Raw genomic sequence first — 20,281 nt, forward strand, 5'->3', positions numbered from 1 at the left:
GGGCACAAGTGGACGATCCGCCCGGCCCGCGGCGCTTCGTCGTGACCGACGAACCCTCTGGCGCAGGTTGGTCGGGCGCGACGAAGCGACCGGCCGCCGGGCGGGTCGACCATGTGGGAATTCCTCGACAAGGCGGGTGAGGCAGCGATGCGGCGGACCAGGATCGCGGCAGTGGCGGCAACGGCGGCGCTCGTGCTGGCCGGGTGCGTGGGCACCGGGGCCGGACCGACCGGCAAGCGGGTGGCGGGCGACGCGGACATCCCGGAGCTGACCTGGGCGATGCCCGGCGCGCCCCGGTCGCTCGACATCGCGCACGCCTTGGACACCCGGTCGAACCTGGCGATCTTCGCCGCGTTCGACGGGCTGCTCCGGATGGACGCGGACGGGGAGCTCCAGCCGGCGCTGGCCACGTCGTGGACCAACCCGGACCCGCTGACCTACGTGTACAAGCTGCGCCAGGGCGTGACGTTCTGGGACGGCAAGCCGATGACGGCCGAGGACGTGGCCCACTCGCTGCGCCGCCAGGCGGACCCGGCGGAGGCGGCCGAGACGCAGCTCTACCTCACCAGGCTCAAGGAGGTGGCGGCCACCGGACCCGACGAGGTCACGGTCCGGCTGACCACGCCGGACCCCATGTTCAAGTACGTGCCCGCACTGGTGTGGATCGTGCAGCAGAAGGAGTACGCCGAGGCGGCCGGCAAGAGCCTCGGCTCGCCGGAGAAGCCGGGCATGGGCACCGGCCCGTACCGGGTGACCCGGTTCTCGCCCGCCGACGGGGTGGACTTCGAGCGCCACGACGGCTACTGGGACACCAGGCCGAAGGTGGCGAAGCTCGCCTACAAGCCGATCCCGGACCCGGAGGCGCTCCGGCTCGCGATGATGTCGGGCGAGGTCGACGGCACGTTCGGGGTGCCGCTCCAGGACATCCGCAAGTGGGAGCGCACGGCCGGGATCTCGATGTACTACACCCGCACCATCAGCGTGAACTACCTGTCGATGGACGTCACCACCGCGCCGTTCGACGACGTGCACGTGCGCCGCGCCATCGCGCACTCGGTGGACCGGCAGGGTTTGCTGGACCCGCTGTTCGGCGGCCGGGCCCGGCTGTCGTCCAGCCCCGTGTCGTCCCTCCAGCTGGAGACGATGGTGGGCAAGGAGAAGGCGGCCGAGGTGATCGGGTCGCTGCCGACCTATCCGTTCGACCTGGGCAAGGCCAAGGAGGAGCTGGCGAAGTCCCGGTACGCGGGCGGGTTCACCGTCGAGGTGCCCTACCCGACGACCCAGCCCTGGTCGCGGCTGCTGCTGGAGAACCTGGCGCGCAACCTGTCGACCATCGGCGTCACGCTCGTGCCGAAGGCGCAGCCGGACCAGCAGTGGGTGGCGAACATCTACGCGCACAAGGACCTGAAGCTCCAGATCATGCGCGCCGGCGGCGGCACGCCCTACCCCGGCGAGATGCTGCCCATGATGTTCGGCCAGGCCTCCGCCGGGCCGAACGGCTTCAACACGGCCAACTTCGCCGACCCGGAGCTGGAGGCGAAGCTCGGCTCGCTCGGCGAGGACGTCGCGCCGATCGCCGAGATCATGCGGCTCAACGCCGAGGAGGTGCCGTACGTGCCGCTGTTCGAGGAGGACGCGGCGCACGCCCTGCGCGCCGAGCGCGTGTTCAGCCCGGACCCGACGCCGTGGCTGGCGGGCTTCAACTGGGCGATCGCCCTGAAGGCGGCGGCGTAGGCATGTTCGTCCTGGCGTTCCTGGGCAAGCGGGTCCTCGCGGCGGCGGTCACCCTGCTGGTCACCTCGTTCCTGGTGTTCTCGCTGCTCGCGGCGAGCCCGGGCAGCCCCGAGCAGACCCTGTTGGGCGCGCGGCAGCCCACGCCCGAGCTGATCGCCGCGCTGCGCGCCCAGCACCGGCTCGACGACCCGTTCCCGGTGCGGTACTGGCACTGGCTGTCCGGGGTGCTGGAACTGGACTTCGGCCGTTCGGTGCGGTCCAGCCGCGAGGTGGTCGACATCCTCGCCGAGCGGCTGGACGTGACGCTCTGGCTGGGCCTGTACGCGTTCGTGCTGGTGCTGCTGGTGGCGGTGCCCGCGGGGCTGTCCGCGGGCATCCGGCGGGACACGGCGTGGGACCGGGGCGTCACGGTGACCGCGCTGCTGGGCGTGAGCGCGCCGCCGTTCGCGGTGGGCCTGATGCTGCTGAGCGTGTTCGGCGTCGGCCTGGGCTGGTTCCCGGTGTTCGGCGCGGGCAGCGGGTTCGCCGACCGGATCAGCCACCTGACGCTGCCCGCGGTCGCCCTGGCGGTCGCCGGGGTGGCGATCGTGGCCAGGCAGACGCGGGCGGCGACGATGGACGTGACGGCGAAGGACTTCATCACCTTCGCCGAGGCGCGCGGGCTGCCCCGGCGGGTGGTGCTGGGCCGGTACGCGCTGCGCAACTCCGCCCTGCCGGTGATCACGTCGGCCGGCCTGGTGCTGGCGTACTCGTTGACCGGGGCGGTGCTGGTGGAGTCGACGTTCGCGCTGCCCGGCCTGGGGTCGCTGCTGGTGGAGTCGGTGTCCACGAAGGACATACCCGTGGTGCAGGGCCTGGCGCTGCTCACCGCCGCGCTGGTCATCGGCGTGAACCTGATCGTGGACCTGTGCTACCTGGGGCTCGACCCCCGGGTCCGGCACGCCGGAGGTGTCTGATGATCGTGCGCGCACTGTCCGCGTTCGCCTTGGGGCTGGTGGTGATCGCGGCCCTGCTGGGCGACTGGATCGCGCCCTTCGACCCCGGCGCGCAGGACCTGGCCGGCACCGCGATGCCGCCCGACGCCGCGCACTGGCTGGGCACCGACGAGCTGGGCCGCGACGTGCTGTCCCGGCTGATCGCGGGAACCCGCACCGCGCTGCTGGGACCGGCGCTGGTGGCGCTCGGCGTGGCCGTGCTGAGCACCGCGATCGGCCTGCTGGCCGGGTACCGGGGCGGCTGGGTGGACTCGGCGATCATGCGGGCGGTCGACCTGGTCTACGCCATCCCGCCGCTGCTGGTCGCGATCGTCGTGGTCGGGGTGTTCGGCGGCGGCTACCCGTTGGCGATCGGGGTGCTGATCGCGTTGAGCGTGCCGGCCGACACCCGGATGGTGCGCAGCGCCGTGCTGGCGCAGCGCAACCTCGCGTACGTCGAGGCGGCGCGCACGGTGGGCCTGGGGCGCGGCCGGATCCTGTTCGCGCACCTGCTGCCCAACGTGCTGCCGACCGTGGTGGCGAACCTGCTGCTGTCGTTCGTCGGGGCGCTGGTCGGCCTGGCCGCGCTGGCGTTCCTCGGGCTCGGCGTCGGCACCGGCGCGCCCGACTGGGGCCGGATGCTGGCGGAGAACAAGGGCCTGGTCGACCTCAACCCGGCCGCCATGATCGGCCCCGCCGTCCTCATCACCGTGGTCGCCGCGAGCGTGACGCTGCTCGGCGACCGCCTCTACGACCTGATGTCCGCAAGGGGGCGTGATGCTGGACGTGCGTGACCTCACCGTCCACGATGGACGGTCGCGGGTGCTGGTCCGCGGGGTGTCGTTCCGGGTCGGGCCCGGCGAGACGGTGGGCCTGGTCGGCGAGTCCGGCTCGGGCAAGTCGCTGACCGCCCGCGCCCTGGTGTCGCTGCTCCCGCAGGAGCTGCGGTCCGGCGGGTCGGCCCGCCTGGACGACACCGAGCTGCTGGGGCGCAAGGACCTGCGCGGCGTGCGCGGCCACCGGGTGGCGCTGCTGATGCAGGACCCGTTCACCATGCTCAACCCCCTCGCCACGGTCGGCACGCACCTCGTGGAGAGCCTGCCCGGACGGGCGGACCGGGTCGAGGTGGCGCGGCGGCTCGCCGAGGTCGGCATCGACGACCCGGCGGTGGCGGGGCGGTACCCGTTCCAGCTGTCCGGCGGGATGCGGCAGCGGGTCGCGCTGGCGGCGGCGCTGGCCAAGGACCCCGGCCTGCTGATCGCGGACGAGCCGACCACCGCGCTGGACGTGACGACCCAGCGCGACGTGCTGGCCCTGCTGCGCCGCATCCAGACCGAGCGGCGGATGGGCCTGGTCCTGATCACGCACGACCTGCGGGTGGCGCGCCAGGCGTGCGACCGGGTGCTCGTCATGTACGCGGGCGCGCTGGTCGAGTCCGCGCGGTCCGCCGACCTGGACGCGCCCGCGCACCCGTACACGGCGGGGCTGCTGCGGTCCGTGCCCTCGGTCACCCACCGGCAGCCCGTGCTGCTGGGCATCCCGGGCTCCGTCCCGGCCGCCGCCGACGTGGTCGACCGGTGCCCGTTCGCGGACCGGTGCGGCTGGGCCGAACCCGCGTGCACCGAGCACGCGCCCCCGCTCGTCGACCTCGGCGACCGGGCCACCGCGTGCCGGCGGCACGGCGGGATCGACCTGTCGCCGCCGGAGCTCGCCGAGCCCGACGCGGAACCCGTCGGCGACGCCCGCGCCACGCTGCTGGACGTCGCGGACCTGGTGAAGGTGTACCGGTCGATCGGCCTGCGCCGCACCGAGCACACCGCGCTGGCCGGGGTCTCGCTGCACGTGGGCGAAGGCGAGTCGCTGGCCGTGGTCGGCGAGTCGGGGTCGGGCAAGACCACCCTCGCCCGCGCCGTGCTCGGCCTCACCGACCCGACCTCGGGCCGGATCACGCTGGGCGGCCTGGATGTGACGTCCTACCGGCGGCTCCGGTCCGCCGACCGGGCCCGCGCACGCCGGCTCGTGCAGTGCGTGTTCCAGGACCCGTACTCGTCGCTCAACCCGGCGCACACCGTGGGGTACACGCTCGCCGAATCCCTTCGCCGCCGTGGTGAAGACCTCGACGTCGAGTCCGAAGTGGACTCGCTGCTCGACCTGGTCGGCCTGCCGGCCTCGTATGCCGGCCGGCGGCCGGTGGCGTTGTCCGGCGGGCAGCGGCAGCGCGTCGCCATCGCACGGGCGCTCGCCGTCCGACCACGGCTGCTGGTCTGCGACGAACCGGTGGCCGCACTGGACGTCTCCGTGCAGGCCCAGGTGCTCGAAGTGCTCCGGAAGGCCAACCGCGAGCTGGGCATCGCACTGCTGTTCATCACCCACGACCTGGCCGTGGCACGGCAGGTCACCGACCGCATGGTCGTGATGCACCGGGGCCGGATCGTCGAGCACGGCGCGACCGCGGACGTGCTCGACGCGCCCACCCACCCCTACACCGTCCGGCTGGTCCAGTCGGTCCCGGACGCGGCACCGCACACCGAGGGAGAAGCACATGTCACGCAGTGAAGAGATCGCCGCCTGGCTGCCCGGCAGACTCGCCGAGCTGGTGGCCGAGTCCGGCGTGCCGGGTGCGCAGGCGGCGGTGCTGGTCGACGGGGAGTACGTGGACGCCGCGGCCGGCGTGCTGAGCCTGGACACCGGGGTGGAGGTCACGACCGACGCGGTGTTCCAGATCGGCTCCATCACCAAGGTGTGGACCGCGACGCTGGTCATGCAGCTGGTGGACGACGGCCTGCTCGACATCGACGAGCCGATCGTCACCTACCTGCCCGAGTTCCGGGTGGCCGACCCGAGGGCCACCGCCGCGATCACCCCGCGCCACCTGCTCAACCACACCTCGGGTGTCGACGGCGACCTGTTCCACCCCACGGGCCGCGGTGACGACGCGGTGGAGAAGTACGTCGGGACCATCACCGACGCGCAGCAGGTGCACGAGCCGGGCGCGATGTTCTCCTACTGCAACACCGGCTACACGGTGCTCGGCCGGCTGGTGGAGGTGCTGCGCGGCAAGACGTTCGGTGCGGCGGTCCACGACCACATCGCCAAGCCCCTCGGCCTGGCGCACGTCGCCACCAACTCCGACGAGGCGATCATGTTCCGCGCCGCCGTCGGGCACGTCGACCGCGACGGCGAGGTCGTGCCCGCACCCGTGTGGTCGCTCGAACCGTCCACCGCCCCCGCCGGTTCGCTGCTCGCCATGCGGGCCCGCGACCTGCTCGTCTGGGCGAACGCGCACCTCGGCGGCGGTGCCCCGCTGCTGAGCGAGGCCAGTGCGAAGGCCATGCGCGAGCACCAGGTCGACGTGCCCCCGATCGGCGTGCTCGCCGGTGGCTGGGGACTGGGCTGGGAGCTGTTCGACCACGGCGCCGACGTCTTCGGCCACGACGGCGGCACCATCGGCCAGATGGCGTTCCTCCGGATCTCCGGCGCGGCGGACTTCGCGGTGGCGCTGCTGACCAACAGCCTCGACGGCCTGCGCATCTACCGGGGCCTGGTGGAGGACCTGCTCCGCGAGCACGCGGGCGCGGACGTCCCGGAGCTGCCCACGCCGCCCGCCGAGCCGGAGCCGCTGGACGCCGACCTGGTGACCGGCACCTACCTCACCCCCCTGGTCGGCTTCACGGTCGGCGTGGACGAGGACGGCCGCGGCTGGGTGGACACGACCCCGATCTCCGACGAGGCCAAGATCCTGCTCAAGCCCACCCGCGACGAGTTCGTCCGGCTGCGCGAGGACGCCATCATCGGTGTCGAGGAGGCGCACGGCCGGCACCAGGTGCTCGCGCTGGTCGGCCGGGACGGGCAGGGTCGCGCCGAGTACCTGTTCAACGGCCGGGCGGCGGTCCGCACCGAGGGGGAGGGGCGATGACGGACGCCACGCGCGCGCACGTCGTGGAAGACCTCACCCGGCTGCGGCTGCCCACTGATCCGTCGATCTCGCCGGACGGCAGCCGCGTCGCCTACGCGCTCAAGGAGGTCGACGGCGACGAGAACGTCCAGTCGCTGTGGTGGGTGGACCGCTCCGGTGCCACGCGGCGGCTCACCCGCGGCCGCGCCGACAGCGCGCCCCGGTTCTCGCCGGACGGCCGGACGATCGCGTTCCTGCGCTCGGGCCAGGTGTGGTTGCTGCCGGTCGACGGCGGCGAGCCGGAGCAGGTGACCGACCTCCCGCTGGGCGCGGGCGTGCCGGTGTGGAGCCCGGACGGCGGGCGGATCGCGTTCGCCGCGCTGGTGGACGGGAACCCGGACGGCGCGCCGGTGTCGACGACGCGGCGGCTGCACAAGCTGGACGGCCTGGGCCGGTTGGGCGGCACGGGTTCGCAGCTGTTCGTGCTGGACCTGGCCGACCGCTCGGTCACCCGGGTCACGTCGGGTCCGGCGTTCGCTGGTTCGCCGGCGTGGTCCCCGGACGGCACGCGGCTGGCGTTCGCCGACGCCCTGGGCTTGGCCGCGGACGAGTCCGGTGACTCGCCCGCGTACGTCCTGGACCTGGCCACCTCGGAGGTCGAGCGGGTCGGCGCCGGCGTGGTGGGCGCGGTGTCGTGGACCGACGAGCTGATCCTGGTGGGCACGCCCGAGGACGGCGTGTTCAACGCGGGGATGGTCCGGGGCGGCAAGCCCGTGGCCGCGGACCTGGATCGCAACGTCATGACCGGGGGCGGTGGCTACCCCGGCGCACTCCCGCAGGCGGTGGGTTCGACGCTCCTGTTCTGCGCACGGGACAACGGGTGCACGCACCTGTACGCGGTCGACGGCCAAGGCGCGACCCGCAAGCTGATCGGCGGCGACCGGTTGGTGTCCGGGCTGTCCACGACGCGGGACGCGGCGGCCGTCGTTCTGTCCACTGTGGACGCATTCGGCGAGATCGCTTTCCTGGACCCGGTTACCGGTGAGCCGACGGTCGTCACGTCGTACGCGGCGGACTTCGCCGATGTCCGTCACGCCAAGCCCGAAGCGCGCACGTTCACCATCTCCGACGGTGTGGAAGTGCACGGCTGGGTGCTGCGCGACCCGGACGCCCCAGTGCCCGCGCCGCTCCTGGTCGACGTCCACGGCGGTCCGCACAACGCGTGGAGCCCGGTGCGCGATCCGATCCACCTGTACCACCAAGTGCTTGTGGCGCAAGGGTGGACGGTGCTGCTGCTCAACCCGCGCGGCAGCGACGGGTACGGCGAGAAGTTCCTCCGTGCCGCTCTGGGCGGGTGGGGCGAGGCGGACGCGGACGACTTCCTCGAACCCGTGGACGCCCTGGTGTCCGAGGGGATCGCCGACCGCGACCGGCTGGCGCTGACCGGGTACAGCTACGGCGGCTTCATGTCGTGCCGGCTGCCCACCCGCACGAACCGCTTCGCGGCCGTGGTCGCCGGTGGCGTCGTCAGCGACCTGGTCAGCATTTCCGGCACTTCGGACGTGGGCGAGCTGCTCGGCAGGCAGGAGATCGGGCCGGTGGAGCGCCGGCGCGCGCTCTCCCCGCTGACCCACGTCGACGCCGTGACCAGCCCCACGCTGGTGCTGCACGGCGGTGCGGACGAGCGGTGCCCGGTCGGCCAGGCCGAGCAGTGGTTCGGCGCGCTGCTCGACCACGACGTGCCCGCCGAACTGGTCGTCTACCCCGGCGCGAGCCACCTGTTCATCCTCGACGGCAAGCCGTCGCACCGACTCGACTACCACCGCCGGACCGTGGACTGGCTGGTCCGGCATACCGGAAAGCGGCACGCGAATGACCATTCCTGACACCGTCCACGACGCGGTCCGCGCGGCCTCCGCCGCCGCGGCGGCGTCGGCGGTGCGGATCCGGGAACTGCCCGACCTGGACTCGATCCGCGAGGTGGACGACCTGTTCCGGGTCATCTGGCGGCCCGACCCGAACAACCCGCCGGTCAGCAACGAGCTGATGCGCGTCCTCGCCCACGCGGGCAACTACGTCGTGGGCGCCTACCTGGGCGACCGCCTGGTGGGCGCGACGGTCGGCTTCCTGGCCACGCCGATCGGGCGGACCCTGCACTCCCACGTGACCGGCGTCAGCGAGGGGATGCGCGGCCGTTCGGTGGGATTCGCGCTCAAGCTGCACCAGCGGGCGTGGGCGTTGGAGCGGGGTCTGGACACCATCACCTGGACCTTCGACCCGCTGGTGCGCCGCAACGCGTACTTCAACCTGGCGAAGCTCGCCGCCCGCGCCGTGCAGTACCTGCCCGACTTCTACGGCGAGATGGGGGACGACATCAACGGCACCGGGGCCAGCGACCGGCTGCTGGTGCGGTGGGACCTGAACGCCCCGGAGGTGGCGGCGGCCTGCGACGGCCGGCCGCCCCCGGCCGCCGCCGACGGCCCGCTGGTGCCGACGCCGGCCGACATCGAGGGGCTGCGCAAGACCGACCCGGCCTCGGCCGACGAGTGGCGACTGCGCCTGCGGGAGTCCCTCGGCACGTACCTGTCGAGCGGGGCCGAGATCACCGGGTTCACCCGGGACGGCGCCTACGTCGTCGAACCGCTCTGATCCGGTGGCGGGTCGGCCCTGACCTCCGCGACCCCCTGCGGGGACAGGGCCGACCCGGCGGTCAGCCGGACTTCCTGAACTTCACGCTCCATTTCGCGTCGATCGAAGATTGGCCGGTCTTCCCCTTCCGGCCTATGTCGAAGACGTAGGTGGTGCAATCCTGGTCTTTGTACATCTTCGCGGATCGGTCAGTGCGGTTGTAAATGGTTTTCCCCTTCTTGATTTCGATCGGGTAGCAGGTTTCGTCCTGGGGGTCGGTCAACACCGCGGTATCGCCGATGACGAAGGTGCCCTTGGCCGCGGACGCCGTCCCGGAGGTCGTGACGATCACCGCCAGGGCCGCGCCGACAGCCACGACCGCACTGGTCATCCGTTGCCTCTTCATCAACCGCTCCTCTCTGGTGGAAGGCGCAAGACCGCGCCGTGCAGGCGTCTACCCGCCCACCTGCCGGAACCCACGCCCGCGCACCGGTGACCATCCACTCGTGAACCGTTGTCCATCCCTTCGGGTGGCCGGAATTCCTCGGTGGCGTGACCGTTGTGGTCATCGGGATCCGTCGTCGTCCGGCAGGATGGCGGTATGACGCTCTACGCCTACGACGAGACCGGCCGTGCTCTGATCGCGGTGTGGGAGACCGGGATCGGGCGATCGGCGTGCACGGTCGCCGAGGTGGGGCGGACGGTCGACCAGGACGACGTGATGCGGCTGGTGGCGGCGTTGTCGACGTTGTCGCGCCTGGCGTGGCGGACGTACACGCACCCGGCGAGTGCGGCCGACAGCATGGAGCCGAACAGCGAGGGGTGGCGGCGTCAGGGAGAGCGCGACGCGTTCGCCGACGTGCTGCCGGCCATCAGCAAGCCCAACCTCCCGGAGGGCGGGCTGCTGGAGGAGTCTTACGTCCTGGTGGAAGAGGCCGCGCACCGCGTCGGGCGCGCACTCCACCGCATCGACGACCCGGCGTTGGTCGATCGTGTGGTCGACGAGGTGGGACGGGAGCTGGCGGCGGTCGAGCAGGCCGAGTTGGGCGACTTGTCCGGCCGTGCGCGACAAGCTGTGCAGCTGACCCGCGCGGATGCGTCACCGCTGCAGGTGGCTGCCGCGGACGACCTGCTGCGCGAGCGGCCGTTGGGTTCGTCCGGGCTCCTGCAGGAGGTCGACCCGACCGCTGCCGCGGTCGCTGCCGCGCATTGGCTCCAGGCGGCGGCGGAGGTCGCCGGTGAGGTGGCGGAGTGCCGGCCGGAGATGGTGGTGATCGAGGCGGACAACATCGAGGCCCTCGCGGTGCGGACGCCGACCCTCGTGCTGGAGCGGTTGCAGGCCGGTGAGTCGCCGAGGAAGGTCGTGACGGACCTGGTGGCGGCGGCGATGACGGCCGCCGAAGGCGTGCTCGCCGATCCGGGCGGGCTGGTAGAGGAGATCGCCCAGGCGCGCGCGAAGGCGGAGCGGTTCGCACCGGGGGACGCGGAACTGCTCGCCGAGCTGATGCCCCGGATCACCCCGCTGGACCCCATGCGGCCCGCCCGGGATCTCCTGGAGGACCTGCTCGACGGCATCCGCGGCTGCTGGTTGCTCTACCGGGAACACGCCGGCTTCGACAGCGAGGACCTCGATGACTTCGGGGACGGCGAGGAAGCCGACGAGCAGGCGGACGAGCACGGCGCTGAGCAGGCCGACGAAGCCGACGAGGAGTTCTTCGACGCGGTACGCGCCGAAGCGGCAGCCCACCACGACCGGTTGGTGTAGCCACCACCTCGGCCACGTACGGGGTGTGTGGTGACCAGGTGGTGACCGGAAGCAGCCGTGGTCAGGTGACGGTGGCTTTGCGGGCGGCGAGGATGCGGCCGGAGTGGCGGCCGGGGTTCGAGGTCGCTTGCGGTCAGCGGCCCCGGCCGGTTTGCTCCTGGAGGCGGTCGATCAACTGCGAGGCCTCCACCTTGGTCAGGTTGTCGGGCACCTCCTCGCCCGCCTCCTGCGCCAGCGTGTGCAGGTAGGACTCCTGCGGCCCGGTCATCGGCTCGTCGCCGGTCGTCCAGTCCTCCGGATCCTTCTCCGGTGTGCGGTTCACGGATGTCTCCCTTCGTTAGAACGCACGTTCGAGATACCCGCGAGTGGGCGCGGTCAACCACCTTCGTGCGTCGGGACTCGCGAACGCCGTGACCCCCGCGGTGCGGTCGACGTGTTGCGATCGAGGCGGATGCGCACGGCGACGCCGGCGCAGAGGATGACGGCCACCCCGCCGAGGACGGTGGGCCAGGTCAGCTCCTCGCCCAGCAGCAGCGCCGCCCAGGCGATGCTCAGCACGGGCTGGACCAGCTGCACCTGGCTGACCTGCGCCATCGGCCCGACGGCCAGACCGCGGTACCAGGCGAAGAAGCCGAGGAACATGCTCACCACCGCCAGGTAGGCGAACGCCGCCCACTGCGGCGGTGTCGCCGACAGCGGCTGCCGCACCGCCGAGACGACCGCCAGGACCGCCATCAGGGGCGAGGCCAGCACGAGCGCCCAGGACACCGTCTGCCAGGAGCCGAGGTCCCGGGCCAGCAGCCCTCCTTCCGCGTAGCCGACCGCCGCGGCGACGACCGCGCCGAACAGCATCAGGTCCGACCAGTGCAGCCCGCCGAACCCGCCGCCCGGCAGGGACGCGAACAGCACCGCGGCGAGAGCGCCGATCACGGCCATCGTCCAGAACGACGGGGGCGGTCGCTCCTTGCCGCGGACGACCGCCATGACCGCGGTCGCCGCCGGGAGCAGCGCGATCACCACGGCGCTGTGACCGGCCGGTGCGGTCGTGAGCGCGTAGGAGGTCAGGAGCGGGAAGCCGACGACGATCCCGCCGGCGACCACGGCCAGCCGTCCCCACTGCGGGCCGGTCGGCAGGGGCTGCCTGGTCAGGGCGAGCGCGGCGGCGGCGAGCAGCGCCGCGACGACCGCCCGTCCCGCGCCGATGAACAGCGGGGACAGGCTCCCGACGGCGAAGCGGGTGAAGGGGACGGTGAACGAGAACGCCGCCACCCCCAGCAGACCCCACCGCAGACCCGCCCACGACGGCGATAGCACCGCCACCGAATGCCCAGTAACGCTATCGTCTCCTGACATGTCCAACGATAGCACCGCCCGTATCGTGGCCGGTCTGCGCGCGTGGATCGCGCAGGCGCCGCCTGGCGCGCGGGTGCCGTCCAACCGGGCGCTGATGGCGGAGTACGGAGCCGGTCCGGTCACGGTCCAGAAGGCGATGCACGCGCTCGCCGCGCTCGGGCTCGTCGAGTCCCGTCCCGGCGTCGGAACGTTCGTCCGCGCCGTGCGGACCGTCCGCCCGCCCGACTACGGCTGGCAGACCGGCGCGTTGCGCTCCCCGCAGGTCCGCATCCCCACCCTGGCCATGCCGCTGCGCGCCACCTCGCCCGACGCGATCGGACTGCACGACGGCTACCCCGACCGCGAACTGCTCCCCGAGCGGTTGGTGCGCGCCGCGCTCGCCCGGGCCTCCCGCAGCGACGCGGCGCTGACCAGGTCCGCCGTCGCCGGGCTGCCGGAGCTGCGGGCGTGGTTCGCCAACGAACTCGCCGAGGCCACCCCGGCGGGTGTCACCCCGCCCGCACCGCGCGACGTGGTGGTCCTGCCCGGCAGCCAGAGCGGCCTGAGCTCGCTGTTCCGCTCCCTGGTGGGGTTCGGGCAGCCGCTGCTCGTGGAGTCGCCGAGCTACTGGGGCGCCATCCTCGCCGCGGCGCAGGCCGGCGTGCGGGTCGTCCCCGTGCCCAGCGGAGCAGGCGGGCCGGACCCGGACGAACTGGCGCGCGCCTTCGAGGAGACCGGGGCACGCGCGTTCTACGCGCAGCCGAACTACGCCAACCCCACCGGCGCGCAGTGGTCCCCTCGGCTGGTCGAGCAGGTCCTCGACGTCGTCCGCGCCCACGGCGCCTTCCTCGTCGAAGACGACTGGGCCCACGACTTCGGGATCGACACCACCGCGCGCCCGGTGGCGGCGCTCGATGACGCCGGCCACGTCGTCTACCTGCGCTCCCTGACCAAGAGCGTGTCACCGGCGGTGCGGGTCGCCGCCGTCGTCGCCCGCGGCCCCGCGCGCGACCGCGTCCTGGCCGACCGGGGCGCGGAGTCGATGTACGTCAGCGGCCTGCTGCAGGCCGCCGCGCTCGACGTCGTCACCCAACCCGGCTGGCGCACCCACCTGCGCACCCTGCGCCAACAGCTGCGGGCCCGGCGGGACCTGCTCGTCGACAGCCTGGCCGACCACGTCCCGCAGGCACACCTGGAGCACGTGCCGCCCGGCGGCCTGAACCTCTGGGCCCGGCTGCCCGACGCGACCGACCTCGACCGGCTCGCCGGCGACTGCGAAGCGGCCGGTGTGATGATCGCGCCCGGCACCGAGTGGTTCCCCGCCGAGCCCTCCGGCCCCTTCATCCGCCTCAACTACTCCGGCCCCGACCCCGACCGCTTCGCCGACGCCGCCCGTCTCATCGGACGCGCGCTGGCCCGCCCGGCGGACCGGCGGACCGTCTAGCGGGAGCGCCCGGGGCCGACGGCGTTCGTCAGGACGGACGTTCGAACGTCACAACGGACCGGGCGGCACGACTTCGGCCTGGTCGGCGTGCACCGGACGGCGGCGGAGCCGGGGGATCACCGCCAGCCACACGAGCACGGCCGCGCCGACGTACGCCACCGCCATGGTGAGGCTCATGGTCAGCGGGCTGGTGCCGCTCAACGACACCAGCGGCGCCACCAACGGGCCGACGGCGAACGACGCCGTGCCGAGCAGGGCTGCGGCCGTTCCCGCGCGTTCCCGGTGGCCGGCGAGGGCGAGTGCCGACCCGTTGGCCTGCGAGCAGCCGATCGCGAGCATCACCAGCGCCAACGGGACGAGCATCGCGACCAAGCCGGCGTCGAGCAGCACCGCGACGAGCATCGCGATGGCCGCCACCGCCGTCGTGGTCGTGCCGATGGCGTACATCCGCGCCGGTCCCGCACGGCGCACCGCGACCCGGTTGACCTGCGCGCCGACCACGGACATGACCGCGTTGGCCGCGAAGCAGATGCTGAACAGCTGCGGGCTCAGCGAGAAGCTGTCCTGCAGCACGAAGCTGATCGACGCGAGGTAGGTGAAGAAGGCGGCACCGCCGCACGCGCCGACGAGCAGGAAGCACAGGAACAGCCGGTCCCGCAGCACCGCGCCGAAGTTGTACGCGCTGCCCCGGGCGTGCCGGGATCCGGGTGGCAGGCTCTCCGGCAGCGATGTCGCGGCCAGCACGAACAGCGCCACGCCGATCCCGGCCAGGACGGCGAAGATGCCCCGCCAGTCCATCACCAGGGCCAGCTGCCCGCCGACGACCGGGGCCACGATCGGTGCGAGCGCACCGACCGTGGTCAGCATCGCCAGCAGCCTCACCAGCTCGACGCCGTCGGTCAGGTCGCGTGCCACGGCCAGGGCGATGACGATCCCGGCCGACCCGCACAGCCCCTGGAAGAACCGGGCGGCCAGCAGCAGCTCGATGGACGGCGTCACCGCGCACAGCAGGGACAGCAACGCGAACAGCCCCACGCCGACCAGCAGGGGGCGGCGCCGGCCGAACCGGTCGCTGAGCGGGCCCACGACCAGCTGACCGAGCGCCAGCCCCAGCATGCACGCCGACATCGTGGCCTGCGCCAGGCTCTCGCTGGTGCCGAGGTCGGCGGCGAGCCGCGGCAGGGTGGGCAGGTAGAGGTCCATCGAGATCGGCCCGAAGGTCTCCAGCAGCCCCAGGACGACGGCGACCCGGCGCAGGCTCACGTGGCCCGCAGGATCCGCCGCAGCCACGACAACCGGGCCTCGCCGGCGGCCCGGGACACCTCGGCGTCGGGGGAGAACCCCGCGAAACCGTGGTACCCGCCCGCCCACACGTGCAGTTCGGCCTGGCCGCCGGTGGCCCAGATCCGCAGCGCGTACTCGGTCGTCTCGTCCCGGAAGATCTCGGCCGCGCCGACGTCGAGGTACGCGGGAGGCAGCCCGGACAGGTCCGCCATCCGGGCCGGGACCTGGTAGGGCGACACCTCGTCGGTCCCCCGCAACGGGCCCAGGATGGCGTCCCAGGCGGTGTCGTTGTTGTTGCGGTCCCAGGCGCCGATCCCGTCGTACTGCCGGGTGGACACCGACTCGTTGCGGTCGTCGAGCATCGGGCACATCAGCATCTGCCCGGCGATCTCCGGCCCGCCCCGGTCCCGCGCCAGCAGCGCCACGCCGGCGGACAGGCCGCCGCCGGCGCTGGCGCCGGTCACCACGATCCGACCGCGGTCGACGCCGAGTTCGTCGGCGTGCTCGGCGAGCCACACCAGGCCCGCGTAGCAGTCCTCGACCGCCGCGGGCGCGGGGTGCTCCGGGGCCAGCCGGTACTCGACCGACACGCCGACCGCGCCGAACCGAAGCACGTCCTCCACCAGCCCGGCGAGGCCGAAGTACCGGTTGCCGAGCACCATCCCGCCGCCGTGGATGCTGTAGAGCGCGGGCGCGTCGGTGACCCCGCCGCGCGGGCGCACGACCGTCACCACGACGTCCGGCGCGCCCGGCGGGCCGGGCACCGTGCGGTCCTCCACCTCGACGGGCAGGTCGCCCACCATCTGCTCGACCGGCGGGATGATGGTCGCGAAGTGGGCGCGGTTGGCCAGGATGGTGTCCGCCCGCAGCGGGATCCGCTCCACCAGGTCCAGGAACGCCGCGAGCCCCGGTTCCAGCTCGGGGTCGTACGGCACGGGCCGGTACTGTCCGGTGCTCATTCCGCACCCAGGCCCAGGACCCGGCGCAGCCACGAGTTCCGCGTCGCCAGCGCGGTCCGGCTGACGTGCCAGTCGGGCACGTACATGTCGAACCCGTGGAAGGCGCCGCTCCACACGTGCAGTTCGGCCTGGCCGCCGGTGGCCCAGATCCGCAGCGCGTACTCGGTGTCCTCGTCCCGGAACGGCTCGGCGCTGCCCACCTCGATGAACGCGGGCGGCAGCCCGGAGAGGTCGGTGGCCCGGGTGGGTGCCGCGTACGGCGACACCGCGTCGGTCCCGACGGCGTCGCCGAGCAGCGACCGCCAGCCCGCCAGGTTCGACTCCCGGGTCCAGGTGCCCAGGCCGCTGTACTGCCTGCTGGCGACCGTGGTGTTGGTGTCGTCGATCATCGGGCAGAGCAGCAGCTGCCCGGCGAGCGCGGGGCCACCCCGGTCGCGGGCCAGCAGCGCCACCCCGGCGGACAGGCCGCCGCCGGCGCTGCCGCCCATGACCACGATCCGGTCCGGGGCGACGCCGAGTTCGTCGGCGTGCCCGGCCAGCCACACCAGGCCGGCGTAGCAGTCCTCCACCGGCGCGGGGTGCGGGTGCTCGGGGGCCAGCCGGTACTCGACGTTGACCGCCACCACGCCCAGCTCCAGGACCAGGGCGAGCAGCCGGGAGACGTCCATGTTGCGGTGGCCGATCATCATGCCGCCGCCGTGGATGTTGTACAGGGCGGGCACGGGCCCCCGGGCGCCGCGCGGGGACAGGACCGTGATCTCCAGGTCCGGTGCGCCGTCGGGTCCGGGGATCGTCCGCTCGACGACGTCCACGGGCGCGTCCCCGACGACTTCGGCGGCGGGCGGGAACATCGCGGCCATGGCCTGCCGCATCGCCGGGATCGACTCGGGCGTGAACGGCGGGGCGTCCGGCGACACGATCTGCGCCAGCGCGGGCTCGATCTCGGGGTCGAACGGGACGGGGGGATGCGCCACGGCAGGCTCCTCGCTGACGGGTTGGGAGATCACGGGCCCTCCGGGTCGACCGCGTCCCGGTCGACCCAGAACGGCTCGACCAGCGCGCGCAGCTCCTCGGCGCCGACCCGCTCGACCAGGTCGACGGCGGCCAGGTTGTCCTCGACCTGCTCGAGCCGGCTCGCGCCGAACAGCGTGGTGACGTTGGCCGGGTGGGTCAGCGTGAAGGCGACGGCGAGCCGGGCCGCGCTCGTGCCGAGCTTCTCCGCGACCTCGACGACGCCGGGGGCGGTCTGCTTGATCGCCTCCCGGACGCCTCCGGGGTCGCGGCCGATCTCGCGGGTCTGGCCGGTGCGCCCGGCGAGGATGCCGCCCTCGAGCACGTCGGAGGCCTGCATGGTGAACCCCTCGGCGAACAGCCTGCCGAACGGCTCGCCGTCCGGGATGGAGCGGCGGCCGATGCTGTACTTCAGCTGGGCGATCTGCGGGCCGTCGACGCCGCGCTCGGCGGCGATCTCGCGGAGGCGGCGGATGTTGCCCGCGGACCAGTTGTTGACGCCCCACGCCCGGATCAGCCCGTCGCGGGCCAGCCCGGCGAGGTCGTCGACCAGGTCCTCCAGCGCGATGTCGTCCCGCCGGAGGTCGCCGAGGACCACCAGGTCGGCGACGTCGAACCCGCCGCGCAGGAAGGCGTTCTCCAGCTGCGGGCGGAACCCCTCGTCGCCGAAGCCCTCGAGCCACAGCTTCGCCGACACCAGGTACTCGTCGCGCGGGATGCCGGCGGCGCGCATGATCGCGCCCCAGATCACGTCGGTGAAGACCGGCGGCTTGCCGGGCATGCCGTAGACGGCCACGTCGAACAGGTTGACCCCGGCGGACACGGCCGCGCGGACCATCGCGACGGCGTCGGCGAAGTCCATCCGGTCGTAGGTGTGCCAGGAGCCGAGGGACAGCAGCGAGACGTCCAGGTCGGACGTGCCGATGCGGCGGCGGGGCAAGGTGGACACGGTGTCTCCTACTGGTCAGGGAAGGCGGGGGTCGATGACGGCCTTGACCTCGTCGAGCCGGTGCATCGCCTCGATCCGGTCGGACGCGGCCGACAGCCCGACCGGTGTGCCGAACAGGTCCTGCCACGGCATCCGGTCGGCGAAGGCGCCGAAGAACTCGATCGCCCGGTGGTAGTCGGCGATGTCGCCGTTGAGCGAGCCGACGACGGTGAGCTCCTTGCCCATCACGGTGCCGAGCGGCAGCGGCGCGGAGTCCGGGCCCGTGCTGCCGACGATCACCACCCGGCCGCGCTGCGCGGCCATCGCGACGGCCTCCCGGCCGACCGAAGGGGCGCCGGCGAAGTCCATCACCAGGTCACCGCCGTGCCCGCCGGTGAGTTCGCGGACCCGTTCGACGATGCCGTCCGAGCCCGCCGAGACGTCGACCGTCGCGTCGGCGCCGAACTCGGCGGCCAAGGTCAGCCGGGACGCCGGGGCGCCGACGGTGATCACCTTGCCGGCTCCGGAGATGTGGGCGACGGCGGTGGCGAACAGGCCGAGCGCGCCGGAACCCTGGACCACGACCCGCGAGCCCGGCGTCACCCCGCCCGCGCCGGCGAACGCGCGGAGCACGGTCTTGGCCGCGCAGCCCGCCATGGCCGCCCAGGTGTCCGGGAGGTCGTCGGGCAGCAGCAGCTTCGCCGCGCGGGGCACGACGTAGGCGTACTCGCACAGGCCGGCGGTCGCGAAGGGGTGGACGTCGGACCGCTGCAGGAAGCCGTAGCCGCGCCGGGAGCACGCGACGGGCTCGCGCAGCACGGTGCAGCCGTAGCACTCGCCGCAGGTCGACTCCGACCAGCCGATCCGCGCGCCGACCGCGATGTCGCGGCCGAGCGCGTCCCGGGTGCCCGGACCGACGGCGACGACCTCGCCGACCATCTCGTGGCCCAGCACCATCGGCAGCATGCCGGGGAAGCTCATCTTGCCGGACCAGATCTCCACGTCGGTGCCGCAGAGCGTGGCGCAGGAGACGCGGACCAGGGCCGCGCCGGGTTCCACCTCGGCGGGCAGCGGGAGTTCGGTGAGGTGCAGCGGTTCGCCGTGCTCGGTCAGCACCGCCGCTCGGGTGGAGGTCGGGACGGTCATCGGGCTCCTTCCGGTGGCGGGAGGCGCGATCCGGCCGCCCGGGGATAGTCTACGGCTGTCGACTAAAATGTCGAGACCCCGTTGCTCGTGTCCGTCGAGCACGGGAAAGGGCCACTGTGGACGCCGGTGCGCTGTCCTCAGTGGACGGTCGGCCCACGGGGTGGGCCGGTGCCGCCGGAGGTGGGGCGGTGGGCCGGACCGGGTGGTCCGACCCCGCTCGTCAGCCGAGCAGCTGGCCGCCGTCGACCGGGAGGCTCGTGCCGGTGATGTGGGCCGCGGTGTCGCCGGCCAGGAAGACCACCGCCGCCGCCACGTCCTCGACCGCGGCCAGCTTCCGCAGCGGGATCCGGCCCACCCACGCCTCGCGTGCGGGCGAGCCCTCCGGCATCCCGGCGGCCAGCATCGGGGTGAGCACCGGGCCGGGGGCCACCGCGTTCACGCGGATGCCGTGCTCGGCCAGCTCGATGGCCGCCCACCGGGTCAGCGCGTCGACCGCGGCCTTGCTGCTCTCGTAGCCGCCCATGCCGGGAGTCGGCTGCCGGCCGCCGATCGACGACAGGTTGACCACCACCCCGCCCGCTCCGCGCTCGACCATCCGGCGCGCGACCTGTTGCGTCATCAGGAAAGTGCCGTGGACGTTCGTGTGCAGGATGCGGAGCATGTCCGCGGCGGGCAGTTCCAGCAGGCGGCCGTGGACGCTCAGCAGGCCCGCGTTGTTGACCAGCACGTCCACCGGCCCGGTCTCGTCGAGCGCCCGGGTGATCGACTCCTCGTCGGTGATGTCCACGGCCACCCCGCGCACGCCCAGCGCGGCGGCCGCGTCCTCGGCGCCGTCGACGTCCGCGAGGACAACGTTGTCACCGAGGGTGTGGAACGCGGTGGCGACCGCGCGGCCGATGCCGCCGGCTCCTCCGGTGACCAACACGGTGCGGGCAGACGTCATCGTCGGTTCCTCTCAACGGGCCAGGGTTCCCGGTCGGGTTTACTGTATACAAGCGTAGAAAATAATCCCCTTGGACCACAAGAGGAACCGGCGGTCGGACGCTTCGGTGCGGTGGTGCGCCCCGGTGGTCGTCCGGGTGGCCGCGGCGGGGCCGCGGAGATGGGCCGCGAGCGGTGGCCCGACAGGAAATCGACATCGGTGGAACCCGGCCGGGGGACTGGCGCTTTTAGTCGACGTG

General features: G+C 73.2%; 18 protein-coding genes. 9 read left to right on the forward strand and 9 right to left on the reverse strand.

Annotation, left to right across the window (positions count from 1 at the left end):
* The first annotated feature begins 111 nt into the window (after positions 1-111).
* From FHS29_RS25825 to FHS29_RS25855, 7 genes are read left to right on the forward strand one after another with little or no spacing between them, the layout of a single operon-like run.
* Complete coding sequence (locus tag FHS29_RS25825) at positions 112-1,734, forward strand: ABC transporter substrate-binding protein (RefSeq protein WP_184694757.1); 1,623 nt, start codon at positions 112-114, stop codon at positions 1,732-1,734.
* A gap of 2 nt (positions 1,735-1,736) precedes the next feature.
* Complete coding sequence (locus FHS29_RS25830; protein WP_184694759.1) at positions 1,737-2,690, forward strand: ABC transporter permease; 954 nt, start codon at positions 1,737-1,739, stop codon at positions 2,688-2,690.
* Positions 2,690-3,502 carry an ABC transporter permease gene (locus FHS29_RS25835; protein ID WP_184694761.1) on the forward strand — a complete coding sequence of 271 codons (813 nt, stop codon included), beginning with the start codon at positions 2,690-2,692 and terminating at the stop codon, positions 3,500-3,502. The genes FHS29_RS25830 and FHS29_RS25835 overlap by 1 nt, the downstream gene beginning before the upstream one ends.
* Complete coding sequence (locus FHS29_RS25840) at positions 3,486-5,264, forward strand: dipeptide ABC transporter ATP-binding protein (protein WP_184694763.1); 1,779 nt, start codon at positions 3,486-3,488, stop codon at positions 5,262-5,264. The genes FHS29_RS25835 and FHS29_RS25840 overlap by 17 nt, the downstream gene beginning before the upstream one ends.
* Entirely contained in the window at positions 5,251-6,624 is a 1,374-nt protein-coding gene (locus tag FHS29_RS25845) for a serine hydrolase domain-containing protein (RefSeq protein WP_184694765.1), read from the forward strand. Before FHS29_RS25840 ends, FHS29_RS25845 begins: the two co-directional genes overlap by 14 nt.
* Positions 6,621-8,489, forward strand: coding sequence for a S9 family peptidase (locus FHS29_RS25850; protein ID WP_184694767.1), 1,869 nt, complete (start codon positions 6,621-6,623; stop codon positions 8,487-8,489). Before FHS29_RS25845 ends, FHS29_RS25850 begins: the two co-directional genes overlap by 4 nt.
* Positions 8,476-9,252: a GNAT family N-acetyltransferase gene (locus FHS29_RS25855; protein ID WP_184694768.1), complete on the forward strand. Its 777-nt coding sequence runs from the start codon at positions 8,476-8,478 to the stop codon at positions 9,250-9,252. Before FHS29_RS25850 ends, FHS29_RS25855 begins: the two co-directional genes overlap by 14 nt.
* A 61-nt stretch (positions 9,253-9,313) precedes the next feature.
* Here FHS29_RS25855 and FHS29_RS25860 read toward each other — a convergent pair whose 3' ends face one another.
* On the reverse strand, positions 9,314-9,637 hold the full coding sequence (locus tag FHS29_RS25860) for a hypothetical protein (RefSeq protein WP_184694770.1): 324 nt from the start codon (positions 9,635-9,637) through the stop codon (positions 9,314-9,316).
* 195 nt (positions 9,638-9,832) lie between these two features.
* On the opposite strand from FHS29_RS25860, the gene FHS29_RS25865 reads away from it, so the two are divergent.
* Positions 9,833-10,996, forward strand: a complete 1,164-nt coding sequence (locus FHS29_RS25865; RefSeq protein WP_184694772.1) for a hypothetical protein — start codon at positions 9,833-9,835, stop codon at positions 10,994-10,996.
* Positions 10,997-11,129: 133 nt separating this feature from the next.
* On the opposite strand, the gene FHS29_RS25870 is transcribed toward FHS29_RS25865, so the two are convergent.
* Together FHS29_RS25870 and FHS29_RS25875 are read right to left on the reverse strand one after the other, a co-directional pair.
* Positions 11,130-11,318 (reverse strand): DUF3072 domain-containing protein, encoded by a 189-nt coding sequence (locus tag FHS29_RS25870; protein WP_184694773.1) that lies wholly within the window; start codon positions 11,316-11,318, stop codon positions 11,130-11,132.
* Between the two features lie 53 nt (positions 11,319-11,371).
* Complete coding sequence (locus tag FHS29_RS25875; RefSeq protein WP_312865097.1) at positions 11,372-12,316, reverse strand: DMT family transporter; 945 nt, start codon at positions 12,314-12,316, stop codon at positions 11,372-11,374.
* 31 nt (positions 12,317-12,347) lie between these two features.
* Between FHS29_RS25875 and FHS29_RS25880 the strand changes: the two genes are divergently transcribed.
* Positions 12,348-13,772 carry an aminotransferase-like domain-containing protein gene (locus FHS29_RS25880; protein WP_184694777.1) on the forward strand — a complete coding sequence of 475 codons (1,425 nt, stop codon included), beginning with the start codon at positions 12,348-12,350 and terminating at the stop codon, positions 13,770-13,772.
* Positions 13,773-13,820: 48 nt separating this feature from the next.
* Here the strand turns inward: FHS29_RS25880 and FHS29_RS25885 are convergent, their stop codons facing one another.
* The 6 genes from FHS29_RS25885 to FHS29_RS25910 form a co-directional block, all read right to left on the reverse strand.
* The gene (locus tag FHS29_RS25885; RefSeq protein ID WP_184694779.1) at positions 13,821-15,035 is read right to left on the reverse strand and encodes a multidrug effflux MFS transporter; all 1,215 of its coding nucleotides are present in this window, start codon (positions 15,033-15,035) and stop codon (positions 13,821-13,823) included.
* Entirely contained in the window at positions 15,032-16,015 is a 984-nt protein-coding gene (locus FHS29_RS25890; RefSeq protein ID WP_184694781.1) for an alpha/beta hydrolase, read from the reverse strand. Before FHS29_RS25890 ends, FHS29_RS25885 begins: the two co-directional genes overlap by 4 nt.
* Positions 16,012-16,989 (reverse strand): alpha/beta hydrolase, encoded by a 978-nt coding sequence (locus FHS29_RS25895; protein ID WP_184694784.1) that lies wholly within the window; start codon positions 16,987-16,989, stop codon positions 16,012-16,014. The genes FHS29_RS25890 and FHS29_RS25895 overlap by 4 nt, the downstream gene beginning before the upstream one ends.
* Positions 16,990-17,018: 29 nt before the next feature.
* Complete coding sequence (locus FHS29_RS25900) at positions 17,019-17,975, reverse strand: aldo/keto reductase (RefSeq protein ID WP_184694786.1); 957 nt, start codon at positions 17,973-17,975, stop codon at positions 17,019-17,021.
* 15 nt (positions 17,976-17,990) lie between these two features.
* A complete protein-coding gene (locus FHS29_RS25905) occupies positions 17,991-19,100 on the reverse strand; it encodes a zinc-binding dehydrogenase (protein WP_184694788.1) in 1,110 nt (369 codons plus the stop codon).
* Between the two features lie 220 nt (positions 19,101-19,320).
* Positions 19,321-20,043 carry an SDR family NAD(P)-dependent oxidoreductase gene (locus FHS29_RS25910; protein ID WP_184694790.1) on the reverse strand — a complete coding sequence of 241 codons (723 nt, stop codon included), beginning with the start codon at positions 20,041-20,043 and terminating at the stop codon, positions 19,321-19,323.
* Between the last annotated feature and the right edge of the window lie 238 nt (positions 20,044-20,281).

Origin of the sequence: Saccharothrix tamanrassetensis, assembly GCF_014203665.1 — a bacterium.
Lineage (GTDB): Bacteria > Actinomycetota > Actinomycetes > Mycobacteriales > Pseudonocardiaceae > Actinosynnema > Actinosynnema tamanrassetense.